Origin of the sequence: Tunturiibacter gelidiferens (assembly GCF_014201335.1) — a bacterium.
Lineage (GTDB): Bacteria > Acidobacteriota > Terriglobia > Terriglobales > Acidobacteriaceae > Edaphobacter > Edaphobacter lichenicola_E.
The window spans coordinates 135,929-161,135 of sequence record NZ_JACHEB010000010.1; the positions used below are offsets into that span (position 1 = coordinate 135,929).

Annotated in this window: 27 protein-coding genes; 16 read left to right on the plus strand and 11 right to left on the minus strand. The window is 52.5% G+C overall.

Going from position 1 to position 25,207, the window contains the following annotated elements; all coding sequences use genetic code 11:
• Positions 1-390: 390 nt before the first annotated feature.
• From HDF14_RS27700 to HDF14_RS19310, 6 genes are all read left to right on the plus strand, one after another.
• On the plus strand, positions 391-597 hold the full coding sequence (locus HDF14_RS27700; RefSeq protein WP_406707243.1) for a hypothetical protein: 207 nt from the start codon (positions 391-393) through the stop codon (positions 595-597).
• The gene (locus HDF14_RS27705) at positions 597-1,496 is read left to right on the plus strand and encodes an NAD(P)-dependent alcohol dehydrogenase (protein WP_406707244.1); all 900 of its coding nucleotides are present in this window, start codon (positions 597-599) and stop codon (positions 1,494-1,496) included. The genes HDF14_RS27700 and HDF14_RS27705 overlap by 1 nt, the downstream gene beginning before the upstream one ends.
• 46 nt (positions 1,497-1,542) lie before the next feature.
• Positions 1,543-2,193 (plus strand): SRPBCC family protein, encoded by a 651-nt coding sequence (locus tag HDF14_RS19295; protein WP_183979914.1) that lies wholly within the window; start codon positions 1,543-1,545, stop codon positions 2,191-2,193.
• Between the two features lie 55 nt (positions 2,194-2,248).
• The gene (locus tag HDF14_RS19300) at positions 2,249-3,478 is read left to right on the plus strand and encodes a zinc-dependent alcohol dehydrogenase (RefSeq protein WP_183979916.1); all 1,230 of its coding nucleotides are present in this window, start codon (positions 2,249-2,251) and stop codon (positions 3,476-3,478) included.
• Positions 3,475-4,473, plus strand: coding sequence for an SDR family oxidoreductase (locus HDF14_RS19305; protein ID WP_183979918.1), 999 nt, complete (start codon positions 3,475-3,477; stop codon positions 4,471-4,473). The genes HDF14_RS19300 and HDF14_RS19305 overlap by 4 nt, the downstream gene beginning before the upstream one ends.
• A 275-nt stretch (positions 4,474-4,748) precedes the next feature.
• Positions 4,749-5,591, plus strand: a complete 843-nt coding sequence (locus tag HDF14_RS19310) for an MBL fold metallo-hydrolase (RefSeq protein WP_183979920.1) — start codon at positions 4,749-4,751, stop codon at positions 5,589-5,591.
• Positions 5,592-6,538: 947 nt separating this feature from the next.
• Here the strand turns inward: HDF14_RS19310 and HDF14_RS19315 are convergent.
• Positions 6,539-6,913, minus strand: coding sequence for a hypothetical protein (locus HDF14_RS19315; protein ID WP_183979922.1), 375 nt, complete (start codon positions 6,911-6,913; stop codon positions 6,539-6,541).
• Positions 6,914-7,072: 159 nt separating this feature from the next.
• On the opposite strand from HDF14_RS19315, the gene HDF14_RS26825 reads away from it, so the two are divergent.
• Positions 7,073-7,306, plus strand: coding sequence for a hypothetical protein (locus tag HDF14_RS26825; RefSeq protein ID WP_260698408.1), 234 nt, complete (start codon positions 7,073-7,075; stop codon positions 7,304-7,306).
• Between the two features lie 6 nt (positions 7,307-7,312).
• Positions 7,313-7,804 (plus strand): Crp/Fnr family transcriptional regulator, encoded by a 492-nt coding sequence (locus tag HDF14_RS27255; RefSeq protein ID WP_313899636.1) that lies wholly within the window; start codon positions 7,313-7,315, stop codon positions 7,802-7,804.
• Between the two features lie 376 nt (positions 7,805-8,180).
• Here HDF14_RS27255 and HDF14_RS19325 read toward each other — a convergent pair whose 3' ends face one another.
• Entirely contained in the window at positions 8,181-8,717 is a 537-nt protein-coding gene (locus tag HDF14_RS19325) for a DUF2062 domain-containing protein (RefSeq protein ID WP_221304783.1), read from the minus strand.
• A 306-nt stretch (positions 8,718-9,023) separates the two neighbouring features.
• Between HDF14_RS19325 and HDF14_RS19330 the strand changes: the two genes are divergently transcribed.
• Both HDF14_RS19330 and HDF14_RS19335 read left to right on the plus strand, forming a co-directional pair.
• Complete coding sequence (locus HDF14_RS19330; protein WP_183979924.1) at positions 9,024-10,013, plus strand: PAS domain S-box protein; 990 nt, start codon at positions 9,024-9,026, stop codon at positions 10,011-10,013.
• Positions 10,000-11,622 carry a PAS domain S-box protein gene (locus HDF14_RS19335; protein WP_260698409.1) on the plus strand — a complete coding sequence of 541 codons (1,623 nt, stop codon included), beginning with the start codon at positions 10,000-10,002 and terminating at the stop codon, positions 11,620-11,622. Before HDF14_RS19330 ends, HDF14_RS19335 begins: the two co-directional genes overlap by 14 nt.
• Positions 11,623-11,872: 250 nt before the next feature.
• Here the strand turns inward: HDF14_RS19335 and HDF14_RS19340 are convergent, their stop codons facing one another.
• Positions 11,873-12,238, minus strand: coding sequence for a response regulator (locus HDF14_RS19340; RefSeq protein WP_313899637.1), 366 nt, complete (start codon positions 12,236-12,238; stop codon positions 11,873-11,875).
• Between the two features lie 350 nt (positions 12,239-12,588).
• Positions 12,589-13,356 carry an exodeoxyribonuclease III gene (gene xth, locus HDF14_RS19345; protein WP_183979928.1) on the minus strand — a complete coding sequence of 256 codons (768 nt, stop codon included), beginning with the start codon at positions 13,354-13,356 and terminating at the stop codon, positions 12,589-12,591.
• A gap of 660 nt (positions 13,357-14,016) precedes the next feature.
• On the opposite strand from xth, the gene HDF14_RS19350 reads away from it, so the two are divergent.
• Positions 14,017-14,235: a hypothetical protein gene (locus HDF14_RS19350; RefSeq protein ID WP_183979930.1), complete on the plus strand. Its 219-nt coding sequence runs from the start codon at positions 14,017-14,019 to the stop codon at positions 14,233-14,235.
• 881 nt (positions 14,236-15,116) lie between these two features.
• Here HDF14_RS19350 and HDF14_RS19355 read toward each other — a convergent pair.
• Together HDF14_RS19355 and HDF14_RS19360 are read right to left on the minus strand one after the other, a co-directional pair.
• Complete coding sequence (locus HDF14_RS19355) at positions 15,117-16,223, minus strand: aldo/keto reductase (protein WP_183979932.1); 1,107 nt, start codon at positions 16,221-16,223, stop codon at positions 15,117-15,119.
• A gap of 25 nt (positions 16,224-16,248) precedes the next feature.
• Positions 16,249-17,193 carry an aldo/keto reductase gene (locus HDF14_RS19360; RefSeq protein WP_313899638.1) on the minus strand — a complete coding sequence of 315 codons (945 nt, stop codon included), beginning with the start codon at positions 17,191-17,193 and terminating at the stop codon, positions 16,249-16,251.
• Between the two features lie 233 nt (positions 17,194-17,426).
• Between HDF14_RS19360 and HDF14_RS19365 the strand changes: the two genes are divergently transcribed.
• A complete protein-coding gene (locus HDF14_RS19365; RefSeq protein ID WP_183979936.1) occupies positions 17,427-17,852 on the plus strand; it encodes a low affinity iron permease family protein in 426 nt (141 codons plus the stop codon).
• A gap of 133 nt (positions 17,853-17,985) precedes the next feature.
• Here HDF14_RS19365 and HDF14_RS19370 read toward each other — a convergent pair whose 3' ends face one another.
• From HDF14_RS19370 to HDF14_RS26840, 4 genes are all read right to left on the minus strand, one after another.
• Complete coding sequence (locus HDF14_RS19370) at positions 17,986-18,495, minus strand: DUF4142 domain-containing protein (RefSeq protein WP_183979938.1); 510 nt, start codon at positions 18,493-18,495, stop codon at positions 17,986-17,988.
• Between the two features lie 540 nt (positions 18,496-19,035).
• Positions 19,036-19,701, minus strand: a complete 666-nt coding sequence (locus HDF14_RS19375; RefSeq protein ID WP_183979940.1) for an HAD family hydrolase — start codon at positions 19,699-19,701, stop codon at positions 19,036-19,038.
• An 88-nt stretch (positions 19,702-19,789) separates the two neighbouring features.
• Positions 19,790-20,311, minus strand: coding sequence for a manganese catalase family protein (locus HDF14_RS26835; RefSeq protein ID WP_260698411.1), 522 nt, complete (start codon positions 20,309-20,311; stop codon positions 19,790-19,792).
• Positions 20,308-20,667, minus strand: a complete 360-nt coding sequence (locus HDF14_RS26840) for a manganese catalase family protein (RefSeq protein WP_260698412.1) — start codon at positions 20,665-20,667, stop codon at positions 20,308-20,310. The genes HDF14_RS26835 and HDF14_RS26840 overlap by 4 nt, the downstream gene beginning before the upstream one ends.
• 247 nt (positions 20,668-20,914) lie before the next feature.
• On the opposite strand from HDF14_RS26840, the gene HDF14_RS19385 reads away from it, so the two are divergent.
• From HDF14_RS19385 to HDF14_RS19395, 3 genes are all read left to right on the plus strand, one after another.
• On the plus strand, positions 20,915-21,304 hold the full coding sequence (locus HDF14_RS19385; RefSeq protein ID WP_183979942.1) for a BON domain-containing protein: 390 nt from the start codon (positions 20,915-20,917) through the stop codon (positions 21,302-21,304).
• A gap of 39 nt (positions 21,305-21,343) precedes the next feature.
• Positions 21,344-21,997, plus strand: a complete 654-nt coding sequence (locus HDF14_RS19390; protein ID WP_260698413.1) for a general stress protein — start codon at positions 21,344-21,346, stop codon at positions 21,995-21,997.
• 411 nt (positions 21,998-22,408) lie between these two features.
• Positions 22,409-23,164, plus strand: a complete 756-nt coding sequence (locus HDF14_RS19395; protein ID WP_183979944.1) for a sensor histidine kinase — start codon at positions 22,409-22,411, stop codon at positions 23,162-23,164.
• A 204-nt stretch (positions 23,165-23,368) separates the two neighbouring features.
• Here the strand turns inward: HDF14_RS19395 and HDF14_RS19400 are convergent, their stop codons facing one another.
• Entirely contained in the window at positions 23,369-23,863 is a 495-nt protein-coding gene (locus HDF14_RS19400; RefSeq protein ID WP_183979946.1) for a hypothetical protein, read from the minus strand.
• A gap of 399 nt (positions 23,864-24,262) precedes the next feature.
• On the opposite strand from HDF14_RS19400, the gene HDF14_RS19405 reads away from it, so the two are divergent.
• Positions 24,263-25,153, plus strand: a complete 891-nt coding sequence (locus HDF14_RS19405) for a YihY/virulence factor BrkB family protein (RefSeq protein ID WP_183979948.1) — start codon at positions 24,263-24,265, stop codon at positions 25,151-25,153.
• The last annotated feature ends 54 nt before the right edge of the window (positions 25,154-25,207 follow it).

Consider the following 25,207-nt stretch of genomic DNA (forward strand, 5'->3'; position numbering starts at 1 on the left):
AACCGATCTGATTTAGAGGAAGTCAGGTATACCGTATTGATCCAATGGGTCTCGGCGGTGGGCGCCAGGGATGGGTGCAGCCTTACCAGGTGTACAGCGCATCCCTTTTCGGAGACTCAGCATCCCATCAATTCACGGCCTGAAAGCGACGATCTGGCGGAATTCACATAAAGGACCCGCCATATCGACCCACGACTCGGTCGAAAGCTTATTCTCTTGACCGCCGCTCCTTCTTCTCATCTCTCACCGAACATCTCAAAGTTCTCGACCTGAAGCCTCTCCGGGCACGCGGATCTGTCGGAGCCTCGAACTGGGAGCGGGTTTGGCGCAAATCAATAACACCTCACGTGTATCGAAGCTTTGAGTTTTATGAAGAGCAAAGGAAATTCCATGATTAAGTCCATTGGTTATACTGCCAAACACTCTTTCAACAGTCTCAAGCCACATGAGTTTGAGCGTGAAGATCCGAAAGAAAATGAAGTAGCGACCGACATTTTGTTCTGCGGCGTCTGCCATTCAGACATTCATCAAGTGAAGAACGATTGGTCGAATACTGTCTATCCTGTATGCCCGGGCACGAAGTGGTGGGCCGCGTGATGAGTGTTGGGGCTTCAGTAACGCGACACAAAATTGGGGATATGGTCGGTGTCGGTTGCATGATCGATAGTTGCCGCAATTGCGTACCGTGTCGGTCTGGTGAAGAAAACTATTGCGAAGGTCCGAACAGTTGGCTCGCGACCTATAACGGTCCCATGGTTCCTGCCAAAAAGTCTCCTGACAAGTCAAATCATTACGGAAAAGACAACACCTTCGGTGGTTATTCGACCTCATTAGTAGTGCCGGAGGATTTCGTATTGAAGATTCCCAGCAACCTCAAGCCAGAGGTGGCGGCACCCATCCTGTGTGCCGGGGTTACCACCTATTCACCTTTGCGTCATTGGGGAGTGAAGAAGGGCGACAAGGTTGGAATTATTGGTTTTGGTGGACTAGGCGACATTGCAGCGAAGCTTGCGATCACCATGGGTGCGCAAGTCGTCCTGTTCACCTCATCTGAGGAAAAAACCACCGAAGCTGCACGGCTGGGAGCTGCGGTCGTCCTCGATGAAGATCTGGAGGAGGAGGAAACTCTAAGAGCTCATAAGGCAAGTTTGGATTTTATGCTTTCTACTATCCCTGAAAAGACTGATCTCAATCCTTTCATCCCATTACTAAAAAGAAACGCTTCTCTCGTTGTAGTTGGGGCTCTCGAACCGCTTTCATCCATGAACAATATGGAGATCGCCGGCCACCGCAGGTCGGTCGGCGGTTCTCTTATTGGCAGCATTGCTGAAACTCAGGAGGTCTTGGACCTCTGCGCCGAGCATAACGTCGGCCCTGCTATTCAAATCATCGACATGAAAGACATCAATGACGCCTACGACAAAGTGGAGAACAAAGAAGTCCGGTTCCGGTACGTAATAGATATCTCTTCGCTCAAAAACTCACTGGCGGTCTAGAGACCACCTCACCTCAAGCAAGAAGTAACGATCGAAAGGATCGCCCATGTCAGTTCCACTAACGGAAAAGCCAAACGCAGAGAATACACCAAAGTCGAGCAGCGCCGGTGTGATCATCAATGGCCACTACGCCCCGCCTCCTCAGGATAAGGATGGCAAGATCTGGATTCGAACAAGCGCCCTTATCCAGGGCTCGCCTCAGGAGCTATACGACATTTGGCGCAACGTGGAATTCATTCCGTCATGGCAAGAGGAGATCATCAGCGTCATCGCCACTGGCGAAAAGACATCACATTGGGCCATGAAGTCCGGAGATAAGACGATCGAATGGGATTCCGAGGTGTTGGCAGACGAACCGGGTAAGCGAATCGCATGGCGCTCTATTGGGGGTGAGTCAGAGAACGCTGGAGAAGTGATTTTTGAACCAGCGCCCAGCGGCCGCGGCACCATCGCTACTGTCCTACAGGAGTTCAGGATGGGAAAGCTCGCGAGCGCCTGGGAGACATTTGTTGGCCGCAATCCCAAGCAGGCCGTCATCGAGAACTTACGTCACTTTAAGGCGTTCGCCGAGACAGGCGAGATACCTCGAGCTCAGGGCTCGTCGCATGGTGATCGCGGAGTGATTGGTGGAATGAAGGAATCGGTCTATGGAGAAAAGATTCCTACTCCCCCAGGCCCCAATCAACCCGTGAGCTAAAAGCCTTCAGAAGTGAAACAGCGATATCCGCTAGGCGGAAAGAATGGAGTACGAAATGAAAGCAGTTTGCTGGATGGGAAAGAGTAAGGTCGAGACGTTGAGTGTGCCAGACCCAACGCTGTTGAACCCTCACGATGCAATTATCAAGGTCACCAAAACGGCCATATGCGGATCTGATCTTCATCTTTACGATGGCTTCATTCCGACCATGGAGTCAGGAGACATCCTTGGACATGAGTTTATGGGGATTGTCGAGGAAGTAGGGAAGGACGTCACCAATCTCAAAAGGGGAGACCGGGTAGTGGTTCCTTTTACGATTGCCTGCGGAAACTGTGCTTTTTGTAAAAAGCAAGTTTGGGCTGCTTGCGATAACACAAATGCAAATGCGCATCTGATGGAGGCAGCTTACGGATACTCTGGCTCGGGTCTGTTTGGCTATTCACATATGATGGGGGGTTATGCTGGCGGACAGGCTCAATATGTGCGGGTGCCTTTTGCTAATGTTGGACCTTTGAGGATCGAAAGCGATCTGCCGGACGAGAAGGTGCTCTTTCTCTCCGATATCTTCCCAACTGGTTACATGGCTGCTGAAAATGCCCAGATTCAACCGGGAGACACAGTTGCGGTCTGGGGATGTGGACCGGTCGGTCAGTTTGCGATTGCGAGTGCCTTCATGCTTGGAGCTGCTCGAGTTATTGCGATCGATAGACTCCCAGAGCGGCTGGAGATGGCTCGATCGATTGGTGCTATCACAGTGGACTACTCAGAGCAGGATGTGGACGTTCTCACCGCTCTAAAGGATTTGACGGCGGGAACCGGACCTGACTCATGTATCGACGCGGTAGGTCTCGAAGCGCACTCAGCTGAGCTTCAGGGAGTCTACGACGCGGTAAAGACGACCCTCATGATGGAGACAGATAGGCCGATTGTGCTCCGTCAAGCGATCCAGGCAGTCCGTAAGGGCGGAACGCTGTCGGTTCCCGGTGTTTACGGAGGTTTGCTCGACAAGGTCCCTTTCGGTGCGGCGTTTGGCAAAGGCATCACTATGAAGATGGGCCAAACCAATATGCACAAGTATATGAAACCTCTGCTCGAACGGATCGAGCAAGGCCAGATTGACCCCAGCTACATCATCTCTCATCGGATCACGCTCGAACAGGCTCCAGAGATGTACAAGATCTGGCGCGACAAGAAAGATAATGTCACCAAAATTGTGATTGATCCGTGGGCATCAGCTTTTAATCAAGAGCAACTTCCAACCGAACCGGAGGATCGAAGCGCATGAAAATCTCACTAAAGCCACTTTCGCAGCAGACTATCGTCATCACCGGCGCTACCAACGGTATTGGACTCGCTACAGCACAGGCGGCCGCAAAACGTGGCGCCAACCTTGTATTAGCAGCGAGAAACGAAGAGGTACTCGCCAAAACGGTTCGAGAACTGGAAGAGTCCGGGGTGAGGGCTCTCTATGTTGTAACCGATGTCGGTAGACGCGAGGACGTTGAACGGCTGGCACAGTCGGCGATCGAGCATTTCGGAGGGTTCGACACCTGGGTCAATAACGCCGGGCAGGGCCTGTGGGGCCGGCTTGAGGAAGTGACTGATGAAGACCATCGCAGGCTGTTCGATATCAATTTCTGGGGCGTCGTATACGGTTCTACAACTGCACTACGACACCTGAAAAAACAGGGCGGGGCACTGATCAATCTCGGAAGCGTAGCCTCAGATTTCGCTTTTCCGATCCAAGGAATGTACTCGACCACCAAACATGCAATCAAGGGCTTTACTGACGCACTGCGACGCGAACTGAATGATGAGGGAGCGCCCGTCTCAGTGACGCTGATTCAACCAGCGGCGATCGGAACCCCATTTGCCCTGCATGCGAAGAATTACACAGAGAATGAAGCCAACCTGCCGCAACCAATCTACGCTCCCGAGGACGTGGCACGAACCATCCTGCTTGCAGCAGAGCAACCGCGACGCGCATTGCATATCGGTGGTGCTGGCAAGCTCATGGGCATCTTTAGTCGTCTGACGCCGGGACTCGTCGACACAACCTCCAGCTTCATGATCAAGTCGCAACTTAAACCCGAGCCCAAGCGACATCGCCAAGATAGTCTCTGGCAGGCGGGCCAGGACGGACAGGTGCGGGGCGATCAAAGCTTCATCCGTCGTAGCGGATATACCGCAGCTATCGTAAATCCGCTCGCCTCGCTCCTCGTTGTCGGAGCCGTGGGAGTGGGCATTGGGTTCGCCGTCTGGAACAAACTCAAAGATTAGTCCGAGCGCGTAGGCAAAGCGCAACGAGGATTCGACAAAAATGAACACAACCCGAGACATTAAAACGCAGTCTTTGCGGCTGGCGTACGAATACAGCGGTTCTTGAAACGACCGAAGGAGCGGAACAACACTTCACCGGTGGCTACCGACGTGGATTGTTTCGAGGAGTTGGGCACTTCCCTCAACGAGAGGAGCCCGACGCGACCGCAGAAGCCATTTTGGAACACATCTCTCGATACGAGTGAACAAACCGATCATTACTAACTGGAGGCTACATGGACGGAGTCGCGGTTTCTGAAGAGCAAATCACACCTATTGACAGTATCGCCGAGGGTGTTCGCGGGCTACGCATCGCTTTTGTGAATGTCTTCGCAGTGACCCATCCTGATGGGAGCTGGAGCCTAATTGATGCAGCGCTGCCTCTCAGCGCCTCGCACATTCGAAGCTGGGCAGAAGCGCACTTTGCCACTCCACCCAATGCTCTCATCCTTACTCACGGCCACTTCGATCATGTGAGTGCAGCGAAAGAACTGGCGGAGGGTTGGGATATCCCGATTTTCGCTCATTCCTTGGAATACCCATATCTCACGGGAAAAGAGGAATATCCGAAACCCAATGTTGGAGCCGGCGGCGGAATGATGACCCTTTTATCGCCGTTGTATCCGAGAAGACCAATCGATATTGGAAGCCGATTGAGAGCACTCGTTGAGAGAACTGAAGCTAGCAGCGAAACAGGTCTAGCTAAGCTCCAGGAGCTGCCTGAGCTTCCAGGATGGCAGATTTTCCACACGCCAGGCCATACTCCTGGCCACGTTTCTTTCTTTCGTCCTTCAGATCGCACCCTATTGGTAGGAGACGCCTTCTGCACCACTAAACCCGAATCGTTCTTCGAAGCCGCAGTTGTTCAACATGCGGAGTTACACGGCCCGCCTTCTTATTTCACTTCTGATTGGGACGCGGCGCGCAACTCGGTCAAACTACTAGCAGCTCTGGAACCCACCGTATTGGCACCTGGCCACGGAAAGCCTCTCTCGGGTTCCAACGTCCCATCTGCCTTACGTCAACTATCAACTGACTTTGACAAAATCGCGGTGCCTGCAAATGAGCGTCCGAAATAACAACCCATTCCAAACAGGGCTGCTACGTATTTGCTTAGCCGACGACGAAATCGAGATCCCAAAATACTTACCGTAGTATTCAAACGAATCTACTGATGCTGTTCCTTACGCCGACTCGCAGATAGCGCTCGAGGTACGAGGAGGATTGTATTTTCAGAAGCCGCTATGTGAAAAGAATTCAGTTGAGGCTCAGAAACAGTTGAGAGCTACTGTCGGCTAAATACGATATATCGTTACGACTGTAACTGTCATTCACGATCGCTGTCGTCGCAAAAGCGAAGCGTGCTGAGAGCGATTTGGTTTATTACCTCAAGCTGCTCTTGCGCCATTGTTAGGTAAGTAACCCGCGAAGAGGATTCTCTTGTATCTTGGAGTGCTAAAAAATTTAAATTGTTGACTATTTCTAGAGGAATGATGAGTTCTCTCATTACTGCTCGGGCATAGGCGCAGACTTCCGGTCGGGAATTGCTTTTTGAAACAGCAGTTTCCAATTCCTGCAAGCGCGTAGCTAAATTTTTCGAGTGAATGAATCGTCTCCTGTCCTCATGCATCCATTGAGCATCTATTGAGTCCGAAACGTTCGACGAACTGTTTCGATTTGATGTTGAGACGACCCACAGAGTTAGCTCAAGGTAAGCGATCGAATGTGTCCGCCGGCGGGTTTTTCGTCGAGCATCTCGAACACTTTTTTGCGTCGCTCGGCCAATGGTTACGCGTTCGCGCTGGAAACCGCCTGGTTGTACGATGGAGCGCAGGTGTCGTACTCACGTGCCCGCTACCTAACGACGTAATAGAAAAACTACCACTAAATGATGGGGACCAACCCAAGGCCGCCTGGCCAGATGAAGGCGCTCCCGTTGCTTAATACACCTGCAACGAGACACCCCGTCAGTGTGGTCGTAAGAAGGAAGCAGGAAGCTAGAATCGAAACGATCGTAATGCGCGCATTAGCCATTTCCTTTAGCGATTAGAGTAATGCGTGTCAATCTATCTACTGTTGAGACGAATTTTGCTGGCCCGTCTAACGCATCCAGCACTTCAGTCTGCACGTGGTCGTGACATCCGCGCATGCCGGCGGTGAGCGCAAGGGTTTTTAGCCCGTGCGGACGATTGGCGGCGGCAAGAACCCGCCGACATTCCTCCGCCGACAGAGTGTGACAGAGGATCAGAAGCCGAATGCTCTCTGCGTCTAAGATCCGAACGACTTCGGGGTATTCTCCTGTCGTGCGCACTTGGTATCCTGCAGCTTCCAGCAGCCATCTCCTGGTCTCAAGCAAGTGCGCATCTTGCCCGAACACGAGTACGGAGATAGGAGAGACCATGCTGACTCCAAGAGAAGGTTGCGTAGAGAGACAGCACCATTGTGGGCGGTCCTTGCCATTTCGATCTGTCATGCATCTAACACATACAGATATATATCCCGATCGATGCTGAACGCTAGCCTCAGAAATTGTGTGAAACCGCGAAAGTGCGAGGTTATTGTGTCCGCTACCGTTTATGTGTCCGCTACCGTTTATAAGAACCTTCTTTTGCAGAGTCTTGACGCAGAAGTTATCAAACGCCTCAGCTTGGAGCCGGTGACGTTTGAGCTGGAGCACCAAATCGAGTTTCCGGGCGAATCCATTCGTTACCTCTACTTCGTGGAAGAGGGAATGGCATCCTTGACGACCACCTTCGAGAATAGCGCTCAAGTTGAGGTGGGGATGTTCGGGTAGGAATCAGTGATTGGGGTTTCAGCTCTTATGGGTACGAAGCGGAGTCTCAATCGCGTTTACACACAAATCGCTGGGCATGGTTACTCCTGCCCCCTCGAGGCGGCGAGAAGCGAGTTTCGACGCGGCGGGGCCTTCCAATCGCTCACCTTGAGATATGTACAAGCCCAGCTTGTTCAGGCAATGCAGTCGGCTGGGTGCCATGTCCAGCACGAGGTCGACCAACGGCTGGCTCGGTGGTTGTTGATCTGTGCGGATCGCGCGCACAGCAACACCTTCAAAATGTCACACGAGTTCCTCGGTCACATGCTGGGTGCCTCCCGGCCTACAGTTTCGATGGCAGCGGCAGCCTTGAAGAGAAAAGGCCTAATCACCTACACTCGGGGGCTGATCACCATTCCTGACGTGAAACTCCTCGAAAAGAAGGCCTGTGAGTGCTACCACGTCATCAAAGATCATCTCGACAACTACACCGAGTTCGACAGTGGAATCATTTCGTAGAGATCTGCTCTGCCTGAGGAGCTGCGGCTGTTACTCTTCCAAGTCTGTGTCGCTGACCTGATCGGCTTGGGGCCTCATGGCAACGAGGAGAGCCGCCGAATAAAGGGCGCACCCGCCGTCGTCGAATGCAATCAGTAAACCGCCATCGAGCCGGTCCGCTGAGAGAATACGAGGTTCGATTGGAACAACCATGAGCGATTGTTCTCTGTAACATGGTCGCCGTCTGTAATGCGCCTGACAAAAGAAGTGGATTTAATGGAGAGAACCTCCGACTGGATGCGATCGGCATTAATAAAAGCTCAAGCAAGCCGCAAAGCATCTGCGAGTCAAATGAACGCTCTCTAAGGCTGGAAACCAATTCTTCAGGTCAAACGAGCTAATCAGATGAGGGCAGCGTCGGGTTCGAACGCAGCAGTGTTCGATGGCGGCGCATCAGCAGCACCAGTACGCGTCTAATATACGAGGCAAGCAAGGGCATCACGACGACAGCGACGGCGGTCCAGACGATCAGTGCATGCCATTCCCACTGCCAGATGTCGCGAACAAGGCGCCAGGGATGATGGCTCAGATGCTCAAGTTGCTGCCGATTTAGCGGGAGGCGACGGGTGTGAAAGAGATGTACGCCCAACTCGATAAATGGAAGAAACAAAATCAAGTGGAGCGGCGTCATCGCATGGGCACCAATCTGTGACGCGACCTGGTTTAAACCGAACGCCCATGCGAGGAGAATAACCAGGACCGTAGTGATACCTACCGACGGGTTGATCCCGATCACAATGCCCAACGCTAAACTCCACGCCAAGCGCCGCGGTGTCACCCCGCCGCGGAGCAGACGCAACAGTGGACGCAGTATCCTGCAGCGAAGGAACTCACGTATTGACTCGGGAAGCAGCACATCTGTGTGGGATGCCATGAGGGTGCTCTTCGGTTGCGAGAGCATTTCGCATAGTGCCACCGGCACGTCGCGGTTGCCGATAACGCGACTCTTAGCTACTTTCGAAGGCGAGATCAGTCGATTCTCGACTAGGATGGACGGGGAGAAGTGGCAGGGTTGGATTGCAGGACCCTGCGCATCGACCGGTCTAGAAATGGTCCCAAGTTTTCGAATTGGTACTGCAGCGGCACGATAGGTGATTTTTGCAGAAGGAAAAGTCAGCGTTAGAGATGGGACCTGGTCGTATCATCGGCACCGGCGAGATGGCCGATTTGGTGCGCAATTGTGATTGGAATTCGACTCCGCTCGGGCCCATCGACAATGTGGGGACCCCAACTGATCTTGATTTACAACGACGCCTACCGTCCGATTCCTGGGCCTCGCCATCCCTTCGCACTCGGCAAATCAGCCCGTGAGGTCTATAGCGAATCATGGCATGTGGTCGGGCCGCTTTTAGAACAGGCGCTTTCCACAGGAAAGACGGTCTTTTACGAAAAGCTTTTGGTTCCGCTCCCGACACAAGACGGCGTAAGAGACGCCTACCTGAATTACTCCTTCAACCCGATCTTCGAAGATGGAGCGATCGCCGGTCTATTCGGTTCCCTTCATGATGTTACGGGTGAGGTCGTGGCGCTTCGCAAGCTCGCCGAGAGTGAAGCGCGGGCCTCGCGAATCCTGCAGAGCATCGGCGATGCGGTGATCGTCACCGATGAGCGCGCTTGCATCACCGACATGAACCACGTCGCGGAGAGTCTGACCGGCTGGTCTCTGATCGACGCGCGTGGAGAGCTCTTAAGCACCGTGTTTCACATTGTTGATGAGAAACTGCGGAAACCGGTGGAGAGCCCAGCCGACAAGGTGCGCCGTCTCGGGACGATTGTGGGCCTTGCCAATCACACCATCCTGATCCGAAAGGATGGGGTGGAAACGGCAATTGACGATAGCGGCGCTCCCATCCGCGACGACGATGGCAAGCTATCCGGGATTGTCCTAGTTTTCCGCGATATTACGGAGAGAAGGCTCGCAGAAGAGGTTGCGCTCCAAGAAAGAGCCAGAGCGTTTGAAGCACTTCAGCAAGCTCCAGTCTTTTTTGCTCTTCTGCAAGGACCGGACCATGTTTTCACCATGGTGAATCCGCCCTACCTGCGCCTGGTGAACAATCGTGACGTCCTGAACAAACCCGTACGCATCGCCCTGCCTGAGGCCGCGGGCCAGGGTTACATCGACATTCTCGATAAGGTCTTGCAAGGCGAGCCATTTGTTGGATGGTGTTAAGTTTCAAGTCGAAGCTGCCGAGGGTTTGCCGTCGGATGAGCGTTACCTCGATTTCGTATATCAGCCGTTGCGTGAGTCCGACGGCAGCGTTTCAGGGATCATCGTGGTAGGAAACGATGTAACCGAACGGAAAAAGGCGCAGGACGTGATCCAGCGGCTTGCGGCGATAATCGATTCTTCTGATGATGTCATCGTGAGTAAGGACTTGAACGGCATCGTTACAAGTTGGAATGCTGCTGCCTCTCGGGTGCTCGGCTACTCCGCAGAGGAGATGATCGGCGCGTCCATTCTTACGCTCATTCCGGAGCATCTCCACTCCGACGAAAAGATCATCATCGACCATATTCGCGCCGGACAGCGCATGGAACACTTCGAGACAGTACGCAGGACAAAGGATGGAAGGCTCTTGGACGTCTCGCTGACGATCTCGCCGGTAAAAGATGAAAAGGGCAACATTATTGGAGCGTCGAAGATCCTTCGAGACATCTCTATTCGGAGACAAACGGAACAGATTCAACAAGATCTTGCAAAGCGCGCCGCCGAACTGGCCGCGATTGTGGAGTCCTCCGAAGACGTGATTCTAAGCAAGGATCTTAATGGAATTATCAAGAGTTGGAATGGCGCTGCGAGCCAGGTCTTCGGATATACAGCGGAGGAGATGATCGGTCAGTCCATCCTCAAGCTAATCCCTGATGATCTACGGGACGAAGAGAAACAGATTATCGACAGCATCCGCGCCGGGCGGCGGGTAGAGCACTTCGAGACTGTTCGTCTTACAAAGGACGGCAGATTGATCGAAGCTTCTGTGACGGTATCTCCGATCAGAGACAATAAGGGCGAGGTGATTGGAGCTTCCAAGATCCTCCGTGATATCTCCGCGGGGAAACGTATTGAAAAATCTTTACTGCAAGCCGAAAAGATTGCGGCAACTGGGCGTATGGCGGCTACGATCGCGCATGAGATTAATAATCCTCTTGAATCGGTCATCAATCTGCTCTATCTGCTTCGCTCGAAGATTGCCGACGAGGATGGACTAAATTACCTTTCGACTGCCGAAGAAGAACTTGGGCGGGTTGCCCATATCGCAAAGCAGACCCTCGGGTACTATCGCGAGCACGCTGCGGCGTCCGCGGCCTCTCTGAGTGAGATAACCCAGCATGCAGTCACCATCTATGAGCCGCGATGCTCCGCCGCCCGCATCAAGATCAGCACGTTCTTTCAATCTTCGCGGAAACCGATACTCCGTCGAGGAGAGATGATGCAAGTCATTTCGAACCTCATCGCAAATTCTATCTATGCGGTGCCGAACGGAGGTCATCTATCGATCTCCGTTGAGGATACCGACGAGCCCGTCGGCGGGACGGTATTGACGATTTCAGACGATGGCGTAGGCATCACACCCCGCGATCTTCCGAGGGTATTTGAGGCATTCTTCACGACTCGTTCCACACTCGGTACTGGAATCGGACTGTTCGTCGCGAAGCAGTTCATTGAGGGTCACGGGGGACAGATCAGCATCACAAGTCAAATTGATTCGGAAAGGCATGGGACAACAGTCCGAATATTTGTGCCTTTGCACACGCCATATGATGTCCCACGAAACGCATGAGATTCGGTAGGAGTTTCAGCAGTTGCGATGGTTGCTGCGACGTCTGCCTACCAGGCTACTGGTGTTATATTCGACGTTCCAACCGCAGACTTTGGACTTTCTGACCTTTGTCCTCAAAAGAGCGAGGTGCGAAGGGCGAGTCCATATAGCAGTCTGCGTCAGGTAGATAGATAAAGGTTGGTTCGTTCAACGTTCCGCGTATGTCACAACCCGAATTTTCGTCTAGCCGATAGAGACCTGCGAGCGAGACTCAAGCACGAAGTTTCGCCAGAAGGTCGGCAGGATGGACCGGCTTTGAGAGCAAATCGAAGTCATACCCCTGCTCGCGAGCCTTCCCTAAAAGATCGGACGTCGCGGCCTGTCCAGAGAAGAGCAGAACCTTACACTCTGGTTGAGTTTCGCGGAAGTGAATGGCCAACTCCACACCCGTCATACCTGGCATCATGACGTCACTGATGAGGAGATCGGGAGCTAACTCAGTGCAGGCGGCGATAGCCTTCTCCGGATGATCGAAGGCGGTTGCTTGAAAGCCCGCTCGATTCAAAATAACAGCGAGTGTTTGGGCAATCACCGCTTCGTCGTCAACGACAAAGACCACACGATTCGTATCTGGCACTCTTCCCCTCCATTTCATGATCTAAGACACTCTTGCTCACTCTTCGACGCCAAAACTTACAACCGTCAAAGAACTGGGCGCTCATCTCTCGATTATATTTCCGTACAAAGGGCAGATGACGGAAGGTATCTCTCCTATCAAACCCGGTGATCGGGAAACGGTTCTTAACGTAAATCGACAGGCGCAGACAGCCAGATCGGCCCATGCCCGCGTTCGAGGCAAGAGCCTTCAATTCTACAAACGGCTGAATGAGCATCAAGCATTCCGGAAGGGCGGCCCGTCTGCATCTGTGGGGATTGCCTGGACTGATGTCGGTATTAACAGCTTCTCTTTTAGACCATATTCGACAGTTATCGCAATTTGACGACGATTGGCGTGTGATCAGACGGTTTTATCTGTGCCCGCGGCCCTCTATCAATCTCGCAAGAGATCAATCTCTCACCCAGGGATGGCGATAGTAGGAAGTGGTCAATTCGAATTCCGCGATTGTGCTGAAAGGCCTGCCTGAAGTAGTCCCAGAAGGTGAACTGTCCCTTCAAATCGGGATGCAAAGACCGGAACGCATCAATATAGCCGAGTTTGAGTAGACTGCGATATTTTGCGCGTGGCTCCGGCTGGAAAAGTGCATCGCGTATCCACGAGGAAGGCTTGTGGCAATCGATATCTTCCGGGATGACATTGAAGTCCCCTCCTATCAGAGTCGGAGGATCTTTCTTCTCCCAAATCTTTAGCTGTCTGTGAAGTCTATCCATCCAGGCTAATTTGTAGGCGAAGTTGTCACTTCCTATGGGATTTCCATTTGGAAGATAGATGTTAACGACACGGAGACCGCCGATCATCACCTCGAGGAACCGGGAATGGCTGTCTTTTTCATCTCCAGCCAGCGTCCTGCTTATAGTCTCGATCGGGTGGCGAGACAAGATCGCGACGCCGTTATAAGCCTTCTGGGTTACCGCGACGCTCTCGTATCCAAGATTTTTGAACACGTCGGCCGGAAATTCTGTTCCCTTTAACTCCTGCAGCAAGAGGACGTCCGGCTGGTATGTCTCTAGCCACGCTGTGACCTGTTCGAGACGAGCTCGAATTGAGTTTACGTTCCAGCTCGCAATTTCAATCATTATCTCCTGATAGATGCGAAAAGGTAACAAGTCGATATTCGCAACTGTGGAGAAAAGACTGGCGCCGCTAAGAGAAGTCCCACAGGATGTCTTACCAAACTGCGGGTCAAATAGCGTAACTGCAACTAAATTTAGCCAGGACGCATCTGCTTCCCGTATGAGACCCGAAGGGGTTTTGATCGGTATATCTGCGGCCTGCTGGTTCTTGGCGGGCGATGTCTACACAGTGGAATGAGATCACGAATGGTTGTACCGGTATATCAACTGGGATCAGCTTGAGAAGGACGTTCAACACCTGTTCCAAACCGATCGATCGGAATTGACAGCGGTTCCCTGCTCTTGCAGTTCAATGGGTTCCGTTCACGAAGCGAACTCTGTTTAGCTGAGGGCGACTGTCCAGGATGGTATGTGTCTTCAGTTAGAAGGTAGGGTGGTATGTTCCAATGAACAACAAAGCATTACTTGCACTATGGAGCGCCGAAGATATGCCGACGTGCCCGGAAGGGATGATGTTAGCTCAGGCGTTTCTAATCAGCTGCGGTGAAGGGGTCAACCGTATCGGCACTGAGGAGCCTTCAGACCGCATCACAGATATGACGACCTGCTACATGGCCCTAGTAGAGCACGGCGTGGGCTGTGATGACTGTAACGAGGTGTGAAATGAAACGAGCGAACGTTAGTGATCCAGTGGTCACATTCCGAGACGCCGAAGAGTTGGAGCGTCCAATAGATTCAGACGACATTGATCGAGAATCATTCCTCATGCGTGATCGCACCGAAGAAGAAGTAGTGGACTATGACCGGGGTTTTGTCGCTGGCTCAGAAGGAAAGGAGCCTGATGACGCTAAGAGCATTCCGTGGCGGAGGGGCTGGGCCTAAGCTCAGGAGTGACGAACAAACACACTGAACGCTTAATGGGCATCAGCTTGGTTGTTGTCCCCAAAATTAGTAGGCCTGGCCCTTTTGGCGAAGGTGGCCCTCCTCGTTCTAAAGCGTGCGATCAGTGACCCAAACGCCTGTCAATGGCTGTTCGCGAGACACTTATTCTCCGCGGCCAAAGCATCTTGTAGGCAAGTATCAGGAGCCGAAGGTTGACCTGGGGATGCGGGGGTTTGTCGGCGAGACTGGCATGCCTGCTGTTGTTGGTTGTAGGTAGTCATGCAAGTGGAAGAGTCGGCTTTCCCCAATTGACCTCGGGTATTGGACGCCGCACTACGATCCTCGCTTCCGTTCTTGTAACATGCGTTGAAGATGGACTTAGCTTTACCTCTACAGATCTTGCCTTCATCCGAAGTTGGACAGACCTTGAGTAGGTTTTCTCGCACCGCACCGCACGATTGTTTGGTTCCCGTGGGGGACACACTATCATCATGATCTGAACCGGTGCCGGCGGCAGGATCAACACATCTGAACTGATTGTTAGTGCTGTCCCATATCGGGTTGATCTCAGGCTTCTTGCACTGTCCCGGCGCGCTAACCCATATCGAAGACAGCATCAATAAAGCGACCAATATCCGGATTTTCATAAGGCCTCCATCAGGAAGCGCTGGTCAACACAAGGGGCCCAACGAAGGTGCGGCACAGTCGCGACATCTCATATGATGCAACTGAACTGCTCCACGGAATAACTCACAGTCAAATCACCTGACGTTGCCTTGAGCCAAGGATGTGCAGGCGGTGTTTCTCTTCTTCGGATCGCATAGCATCGTATTCGTGAGGAAATTGGTTAGGTCGGCAACTTCAAGCTGCGGCCGCTCAGGTTAGGCCGGCAAGTCAGCAGATGGGGGGTAGTCGTGCTGTTGTCGCCCGAGATCGCCATCATACTTCACTGTACTTTTAAACAACTCATACCGCCCATCCTCGAATCGCTTTCCGTACGCCCGCAAGTCTTCTATCTGCTTAGCTGTCAGCGGGGTGAAGTTTTGTACGATCTTCAAATTCTGATCGAGGACCGCCATCGAATCCATACCACTGATGGTTGTTGAAACCCCCGGCAAGCTCATGGCGTAGCTCAAAGCCTCGGTTGGCGTCAGTGCGCCGCTCGAAATCATCTCGCCTGACCCGCCCATACTTTTCATACCGAAGACAGCCATCCCTCGCTGAGTCGCCACCGGCAGAACATGTTGTTGGAAGCTTCGATAGCTGTAGTCGAACGGATTAAGCGGCATCTGAACCGTATCAAAGGGATAGCCCCCATTCAGCATCTCGAGATGAATCGAAGGGTTCTTGTGGCCGGTGAACCCAACGAAACGAACCTTACCTTGCTGCTTCGCCGCGCTCAAGGCTTCCAGTACCCCGTCAGATGCGTAGCACTTTTCGGGATCGTTGTAATAAACGACCTCATGGACCTGCCAAACATCCAAATGATCGGTCTGAAGACGGGTAAGTGATTCTTCGAGCATTCGCATGGCAACGTCTCTCTTGCGACCGTGAGTGCAGACCTTGGTCATTACAATAGCTTTGTCGCGTTTTCCTTTCAACGCCGCCCCAACCCGTTCTTCGCTTACACCCTTGTGATATTCCCATGCGTTGTCGAAGAAGTTGATTCCGTGATCCATTGCCTTCGCGATCATATTATTGACTTCAGGTTGGCCGGCGGCCGTCCCGAGATGGAATCCACCCATCCCCAAGATCGATACCTCGAGACCGGTCTTACCCATCGCACGACGGGGTACTTGAAATTCTGCAACTGGCGTGTCATATTCTCCAGAGAAATTTAGCACTTCTGGATTGATTGTGTTTTGAGCGACGTGGCTTTGGGCACCGGCGGTAGCGGAGAGAGCAGTCATCGCGCCTCCTATAGCGGCGCCTTTTAGAAATAGCCGCCTACTGACCTCTGACTTGGAATCATCATGTTCGTTTTTCACGCAAAACCCTCTGTACGATTGCAATTTATTCAGCCACGTCAGGAAATGGCCGCCCAGAATTGGTCGTCGAATACACCATCTGTTTCACTTCTACCGACTGCATATCGATAGGGAATTCGTGAGCCAGGCGAGCCTCCGGATTGTCGTATTTAATCGAAGTCTTGTAGAGCTCAAAGTGTCCGTCTCCGGCATATGGCTTCGCGCGATCCCGCATGGACTGCATCTCAGTCGGGCTGAGAGGCGTAAAGTTTTGGGCGATGGTGAGATTTTGCTCAAGTATGTGAGGCTCTGAGGCGCCAGAGATGGTCGTCGCAACCGGGAGACTCATTGCATATCGAAGGAGTTCTTCAGCCGTGAAGACCCCGCTTTGTATAGGCTCGCCTTTACCACCAATGGGCTTCATGCCAAGGGGTGCAATGCCGCGCTCAACCAGCACCGGAAGGACCTTTTTCTCGAACGAGAAGAAATTGGCGTCAAAAGGGTTGAGGGGCATCTGCACCGCATCGAAAGGAAAACCGCAATTCAACATCGCAAGATGGATATCGGGATCTTTGTGCCCACTAAAACCAACAAAACGGACCTTACCTTGCTCCTTGGCTTTCCTCAGAGCTTCTGCAGCACCATTCGGGCGAATAAACAGTTCAGGATCGTTCTGGAAGGTAACGCCATGGATTTGCCACAGATCGAGATGGTCAGTCTGAAGACGACGTAGCGACTGCTCCAGCATCTGCATGGCGAGACTCGCATCCCTCCCATGCGTGCAGACTTTCGTCATAAGAAAAGCCCTCTCCCGAAGCCCTTTCAGGCCTTTACCTAACCAATCTTCCGATTTGCCTCGGTTGTATTCCGAGCAGCAGTCGAAGAAGCTTATGCCGCCGTCTACCGCTCGATGAACCAGACGAACGGCAGTCGGCTCGTCTTTCGCAGCTCCCAGGTGATGCCCACCAAGGCCGAGAGCGGAGATCTTCACATTAGATTTTCCAAAATTTCTGACTGGTATTCCGGCGCTTGGCATGTCTACCCCGTGCTCCGTGCGATGCCGACGAGAGGGGTTTAGATGGCTGGGCGATCCCGGCGCGAATCCTGTGACGCGGATCGGAGAGGCAAAGGCCTACCGGGATCTCAGAGAAACTAATGTAGAGTAGCGCTATCTCGATAGACTTGCCGTGCTTGACGCAGGCTTCGTTTCAGGGGAGGGCGCCTATGAAGGAAACACCAATTGAAGTAAAGACGCGCACTACCAACGATTGGTTCGGCAGGTTCGCTGCCTCGGCTTCTGGTTGGTTGGGATCAAAGTGGGCATTCGCTGGGGCCGGGCTCGTCATTGTCATTTGGGGCACCACCGGTCCGGTGTTTCATTATTCTGATACCTGGCAGCTCGTGATCAACACCGGAACGACCATCATTACCTTTCTTATGGTCTTCCTCATCCAAAATACGCAGAACACAGATGCGCGCGCGATCAATCTAAAGTTGAACGAGCTCATCCACGCAGTGGACAAGGCCAGGGATCAGATGATCGACATCGAAAATCTGAGCGACCTTGAGTTGGATGAACTGCAAATCCGCTATGAGAAACTTCGAGCCGCATGCAATGACCGTCAGAAACGGTATACGGTACCGTCTTAACCATGGAGTGAAACGCTCAATTCATTGAACCCAGCAAGTGGCGTTCGAGTCAATTTGAGGTTCCGTGTAGGGAAACAAATAAGAAAGCCCTCCCAGCTTCGGGAGGGCTTTCTGCGGATCGTTTAGATAGAGGCTAAAGCTTCTTTTCCAGATCATAAGCCATGTTTTTGTGTGCGGCGACGGCTGTCTTTCCCTTGATTACGGCAGCACGAAATTTAGCGTCTTTGGTGTCTTTAGCCTCTTTCGTGAATGCGCTTAGCGCTTTCGTGTGATCGGAGACCATATCTTTCATGTATGCCTTGTCGAAATCATTTCCCGACAGCCCATTGAGCTTATCCAACTCCTTTTGGTGATCGGCGTCGGGACCCGTTGGCGGCGTCAGGCCCCATGCGTCGACAAACGGCTTCATGCTAGCCGTCATCTGCGTGTGTTCCGCAATCATCTTTTCGGCGAACGCCTTCACATCTGGGTTCGTGGCCTTCTGCTCGGCCATTTTGCTCAGTGCAATTTCGTTCTGGTCCGACTGTGCAGCCATAGCTAGAAACTTCTTGTCGTCGTCACTTTGCGCTGTTGCGTTCGTGGGCATCATGCCGAACGCGAAGCTCAGGACGGCGCAGCAGATTATTTGAGTTGATCTTTTCATGTACTCTCCAAGGGCGGCATGCCGCACAGTAACACCATCGAGTGAGAAGCAATCCTATGCTTCAGCGTTGCATGGCTCCGTAGAGCCCACGTTTTGCTTTGATCTTTAGAGCCCTCAGAGACTACCGTTTAACGGCGATGCCGATTGCGTGGCTTCGCTTTTCGCGATCTCAACCCGTTCTTTCTTTAGATCTAGCCGGATCATTCCAAAGAAACTCATATAAACGTTCGCGACCCAAACCAAAGAGAAGAGAGCGATTAGGTATCCGCGCCAATCCGGATATAAAAGCTGAAACCGAGTTATTACGAGGAAAATCAAAGCGACATAGTGACTGAAGCAATACTCACAAGTGAACAGATAGAAGAACTTTCGCTGATACAAGCGCGGACATTCTGCGCTCTTGGTATGACAGGTTTCGCGAAACTCGCGAATGACCTCTTCGTGCGTGATAGTCCAGGCTATCGAAGCGACTGGGATCGCAAGGACAAACAAATAGATAAGTTGTTGCGTTATGCTCATAACTGTAGCCGCCTCCTAATCTCAAATCTTGTAGAAGGCGCTTCGTTCGAAGTTCGCAAGTAAGTCTTCCACGTCCTTGTAGACTTCAATGCACCCTGCATGCAGCAGCTCTTTCTCGCTCCAGCCACCGGTCGTAACTCCCACAGTCAAGATCGATGCCTTTCCGGCGGCCTCAGCGTCATAGGGTGTGTCCCCGAGTGCCAGCATCTCTTTGGGTGACAAGCCAAGTTTCTTCAGAGTCGCTTCGAAGATATCGGGATGGGGCTTGGATCGCTTCGCATCGTCGGCCGAACTGCTTTCCTCGACAAGATCTTCGATATTGGCGATCTTTTTGTAGACATCGAGCTCGCTTTTGTGTGCTGAAGAGGCGAGAGATATTGCTATTCCTTTTTCTTTCATACGCTCCAGCAATTCGCGGACTTTAGGGAAAGGCTTGACCTGATGTAAGTAGTCTTTACGAAAGATAAACTGTCGATATGCCTTCAGTGGTTCTTCTGTGGCCTTCCGTTTCCACCAGGGAACGAAGACAGGTATCAACTCATCTCCACCTTTCCCTATCTGTCGGCGTGCATCTTCGAGATCAACTACGATGTCGGCGACGGCGAACGCATCTCTCCATGCGGCTGCATGAAGCCAGTTGCTTTCAACGAGCGTTCCGTCAATATCACATAAGACAGCTTTTACCACGGCCTACATCCGATCTTCACAAGGATGGCACTGCACCAAGCGAGCAGCGGTCTCCGAGAGAGACCGCCTAGTAGTGCTATTGCATTGTTTATCTTGAGCTCGAAGCAGCAGCTTTGCCGTTATGCGAGTGGTCCTTGCTTGTGCCTGCTTTGCCAATAGCTTCATCCTTGGGAGATGTAGTCGCCTTTTGGGCGTCATCTTGTTTCCCGCGGTCTTCGCCATCGATCTTGCCGTCAACATCGCCGACCGAAAGTCCCTTCCCACCCGCCATCTGCGATTCCACTGGGTGAAGTCCGAAGGACGAGTTCCAGGGCCCACGCATATCGGTATCGCCTTCATTCCCGTCACCCGTAGACCCATTGAAGTACTCGTCCACGATTCCAGGGGTAGGCTTCAGAAGTCCAACGGAGAATGGCGACTTCTCCAAACTATCGAGTGCAGCCTGAAAGGCCTTCATGTGGGTGATTTCCCGGGTCATCAGGAATTGGAGGGTGTCGATGGTGCCCGGATCGTCTGTGTGATCGATAAGACGCTCATACACTATCTTGGCTCGCGACTCTGCCGCGATATTACTTCGCAGATCGACATCCAACTCACCGGTGATCTTCAAATAGTTAGCGGTCCAAGCGTTCCCATTGAATCGAATAGACCTACTCCTCCTCCTCCGGCAATGGCGACTAGAGGATCCGCTTCAGCCGCCTCTCTGTTCGTTTTGAGAGGTTTTAGGTGCATGCGGATGAGAGCACCGACCACCTCCAGGTGACTCAACTCTTCTGTCCCAATATCCAGAAGGAGATCACGTCGTCCCAGGTCATCTACGCAATTCCACCCTTGGATGGTGTATTGCATAGCGGCGGCCAGCTCGCCGTTGGCTCCGCCAAACTGCTCAAGAAGCATGTTGCCAAACTTCACGTCTGACTCTCCAATATTGACGGTGTACATCAGCTTTTTTACATGATGGTACATAGGGTGACTCCAAATTTAATTTGCGTGCTGCGTACCTTAGGTCAGATGCAAATCCATCGTATGTGGAGGGCCCCGACAGCGGGTCCCATCAAGCCTCTCTCTCGGCGTTAGGAGCGGCGGCGCGAATTGTTCAATCGGTGAACAACTAGCAGGTCGTGGTTCTCATCAGACCGATTGCCGGGACGCACACGAGCTACGCATCTTAATCCAGCGGCTGAAAGCTTACTTATTCGAAAGGTATTGGTCCATGACACTTCTTAGCACTGCCCTCCGTACAACTGCAGCGATCATATTTTGCTGCTGCGTCCACCTAAACGCTTCACAACCGGTGCTCCAGTCCGGCACTTCACAAACAGCGCCTGACAACTCGAATCAGAACAAGAACCAGACTCCAACTGCCGACAATCAGTCGAATGCCCAGTCTGACCGGATGACAACAGCTAAGATTCGCAAGGCGATTACCTCGGATAAGACGCTTTCAACCTATGCCCATAATGTCAAGATCATCACCCTCAACGGATCCGTCACCCTAAAAGGCCCAGTGAAGTCGGACGAGGAGAAGGAGAAGGTTGCGGCCATGGCGGCAAACGTCGTGTCTGCGGATAAAGTAACTGATCAGCTTACGGTCAAACCCTAAGAGCTTGGATAACTCAGAACATCACAAAAGGAGCACCATATGTCTAACAAAAACACAGCTGTATTCGGTATCTACGCAACCCCAGCGACAGCAGAAGCCGCTGTCGATCATTTGATTGCTAAAGGGTTTACTAACTCAGCGATCTCCGTACTTCTTCCAGACGATGACAGCACGCGGGCGTTCGCCCATGAGAAAGCAACAAAGGCGCCAGAAGGTACCGCGACCGGCGTCACCACCGGCGGAGTCATTGGTGGCACGCTGGGTCTGCTAGCAGGTATCGGTGCACTGGCCATCCCTGGCGTCGGTCCTCTCATCGCGGCCGGTCCAATCATTGCATCGTTGGCAGGCGTGGGAATCGGCGGAACGGTGGGCGGCATCGTTGGAGCTCTGGTGGGTATGGGAATTCCCGAGTATGAAGCGAAGCGGTATGAGGGGGCGGTGAAAGACGGTGGCACACTATTGTCGGTCCACTGCGATACTTCCGAGCAGATCGATGCCGCAAAGGAAGCTCTCAAAGAAACGGGAGCTCGTGATATCGCTTCTACTAGCGAAGAGGGTTCGAAGGAGACTGCCGGCGGGCGGGGAACCTTCGGAAACATTTCCGATGGCGAGCGACTCTCGACGGCACGGGAAGATGAGGTCCTCGATGATCGTGAAACCGTGACGGGAGTGCACACCTCTACGAAGTACTAGTAGCGATAGGTCTAATATACGCAGGCCCGCTCGTTAGAGCGGGCCTATCTTTTACGGAGGAGGACCCGACATGGAGCGACCGAACTGTCGACACAAAGAGAGGTTAGAGGAAAGAGTGAGAGGTGCGGTTGCGCACGAAAAGGAGCTCGAAAGTAAACTCCCTGAACCTGAAGCGAGAAAGGAAGCACTCGAACAGGTTGAACGTGCGAGCAATGACCTGAAAGAGCACACCGAAACTTGTAGTCTCTGCTGCAAAGCAAACCAATAATGCTGCAAGTTTCGGTTACAGATGGCACGAACCGCCGCCAAATCATAAGGTCTCATCAGCTCATCAAAAGGATCGACATACATCGCTCAGATGAAGTCCTCGAGGCGGCCAACCGAAGACACAATATTCCTCTCTTAGAGGCTATGGATTCGGCAACTCGGCACCGCGACTCCTTTGAGGACCAGAGTCAGAAGCTCAAAGCGTGCGAAGAAAATTTACGAAGGCATCATCAACTGGCTCTGGCGGGGCGGTTGGTGGGTGCGACTATGCATGAAGTCAACAACCGGCTGGGGGCTCTGACAAACCTCATCTATCTCGCAAAGTGTGCAACGGCCTCCGAGTCGAAGGCCGTTGAGTACTTAGAAATAGCAGACGACGAGCTGCGCGGACTTGGAGAAATCACCAGCAAAAGCCTTGGGTTCATTCGCGTAGACAACGAAGCCAGAGATATTGATCTGGTCGAGTTGGCTGAATCAGCGCTTCATCTCCATCGTGTGAAGATCTCGAGCAAGAGAATCAATGTGCAGACAAGATCCGACGAGACTGTGATCGCGATGATCAAGCGAGGCGAGATCTTTCAAGTCCTCACGAATCTGCTCCTTAACGCCATTGATGCGCTTCCACACTCTGGCAGTCTACATGTACGAGTGATCCTCCGACAAAAGGAAGCTATCATGACCGTCGCAGACAACGGTGTCGGTATACCTGAGGCGATGAGAGATACATTGTTCGATTCCTTCAAGAGCAGCAAGGTGGAGGGGAACGGCCTTGGTCTCTGGATTGTGAAAGAGATAATTCACAACCATCGTGGAAGAATTCAATTCAGGAGCAGCACCCTGCAGGGTAAGAGTGGCACCATCTTTCGGGTGTTTTTGCCTATCAACGAACTCGTTGCCTGATACTGTCCCGGAAGATCGTAAACAGCCCTCTTCTTATGTGCCACCGCTCGACAGAAGCACCAGGACAGGCCACTCCGTTACATCCATCGGCCCCTTTCTAAGTTCTAGCGTACAGCGAGGAGATACTCGCCCCAGGGAGGACTGTGTCGTTGAAGACTAGGCTCCGATGATGTGGGATTAAGGTAGAGCGATCGCCGCAAATCTCTACGGTTGAGTGGCTGTTTTGACGCGCCTCAATGCGGTTTCCGCACATGAAATTCGTCGCTTTTCTACTGCAGCGTATTGAGATTCGGCCCGACCTATGAGCCTGGTGAAGTCGACTCCCTCAAGACGCGTGTCTGACCGAGCCGCTACGTGCAATGCGCTCCAGAGGCTGAGCTTACCGAGAATGCCGAGCGACAGAAACTCAAGAGCTTCGAACACCTCAAACGGGCCATTAGCACCATCACCGAGCTTGAATCTGCTCGCTTTTTCGGATAACCAGGCACCCAATTCTTTCAAAGTACTCTGACCGTTTCCTGTTTCCTTGGCGAGTTCTTTCAGAGTGTCGCGATCCTCAACAATCTCAGCTAAAAGGGAGTCTAGAAAACTTCCTATGGGCTCATCTTGATGTTTAGTACGCATTGCGCGCAGCAACTCAATGGCGAGGTTAGCGCCGGCAAGATGGTCGTGTAGATAAGTTGCCAGCGGATCGTTCATGAAGGACCTATCTTTCCAATCGAGTGACACCCTACCAGTAGCTCACGAACATAAGCAACCCTTGTTCCTTCCGCTTGGCGGGGTTCTGGTCTGGTCCTGGCGGCCTGCAAAGAAATCTGGCTCTTATCTCGAGCATATCTTCACTCCCAGAACCGCTTTTATTTCACTAGAACGCTCACCCCCCGGCGAAACACTGGGAAGCGCCGGGAACACGCTCACCTGCGGTTGTACAGCTTCCTGTCTCGTTCGCCGACCTTCGAGAAGGCCCAAAAATCCGACAAGGTCGGCGCTCAGATGAAATCGTATCGCTCCCAGCACCCTTTTCATCGAATCTAGCTTCATATAAATGTCTACGCCTCCGCACGTGGTGGGTTCAATAAGTATCACTTGGATGTGACCATGGAGCCACGAGTTTGGCTGCAGTTGGTTCAACGCAGTTTTGTGGATTGGAACGAAGACGATGCGCCTCGTCTCGGTGCGGCATTGGCCTTTTACACGATCCTTTCGGTGTCTCCTCTTGTCATTCTGCTGGTAGCAGCCGCCGCGATTGTCTTCAGCAAATCGAGTGCTGAAGTCCATCTGCTCAGTCAAGTTCAAGGAATGGCCGGAACTGAAGGCAGAGAAGCTGTTCGCTCCATGTTAGCAAGCGGCCAGAAGGAGTCTGCTGGCATCTTTGCCACTCTCATCGGCTTGATCACGCTGCTGTTTGGGGCTTCTGGAGTGTTCGCAGAACTGCGGTCGGCACTGAACACTATCTGGGAGGCACCTCCTAAGACGAGCTCTGGTGTGTGGTCTCTGATTAAGGGCAGAATTTTTTCTCTCGGAATGGTGCTTAGCGTCGGCTTCCTGCTCTTCGTTTCCCTCATCGCAAGTGCTGGATTCGACGCAGTCGCAAAATTCTCCGGCGACGTACTCCCTATTTCGCCGCTGATTATGGAAGGCCTGAACTTCGTCTTTTCCTTCGTTGGAATCGCAGTTCTGTTCGGATTCATACTCAAATACCTTCCGGACACGCATGTCGACTGGAAGGACGTCAGAGTTGGAGCTACATTCACGGCTCTTCTCTTTACGCTAGGGAAATCGTTACTGGCCCTCTACCTTGGGAAAGCAAGTCCCGGATCGGCCTATGGAGCAGCAGGATCCCTCGTCGCAATGGTTATCTGGGTGTACTACTCCGCGCAGATATTTTTCTTTGGTGCAGAATTCACTCACGTCTATTCCATTTGGGCGGCAGGGAAGTCACCACCCTTGGCGACCTCAAAATCTTTTGCAGGTGCAGCAGGGCCCTGAGCGGTTAGCTCTTATCTACATCTTTCGATGCAGTGATTCAATGAATTACCGCCA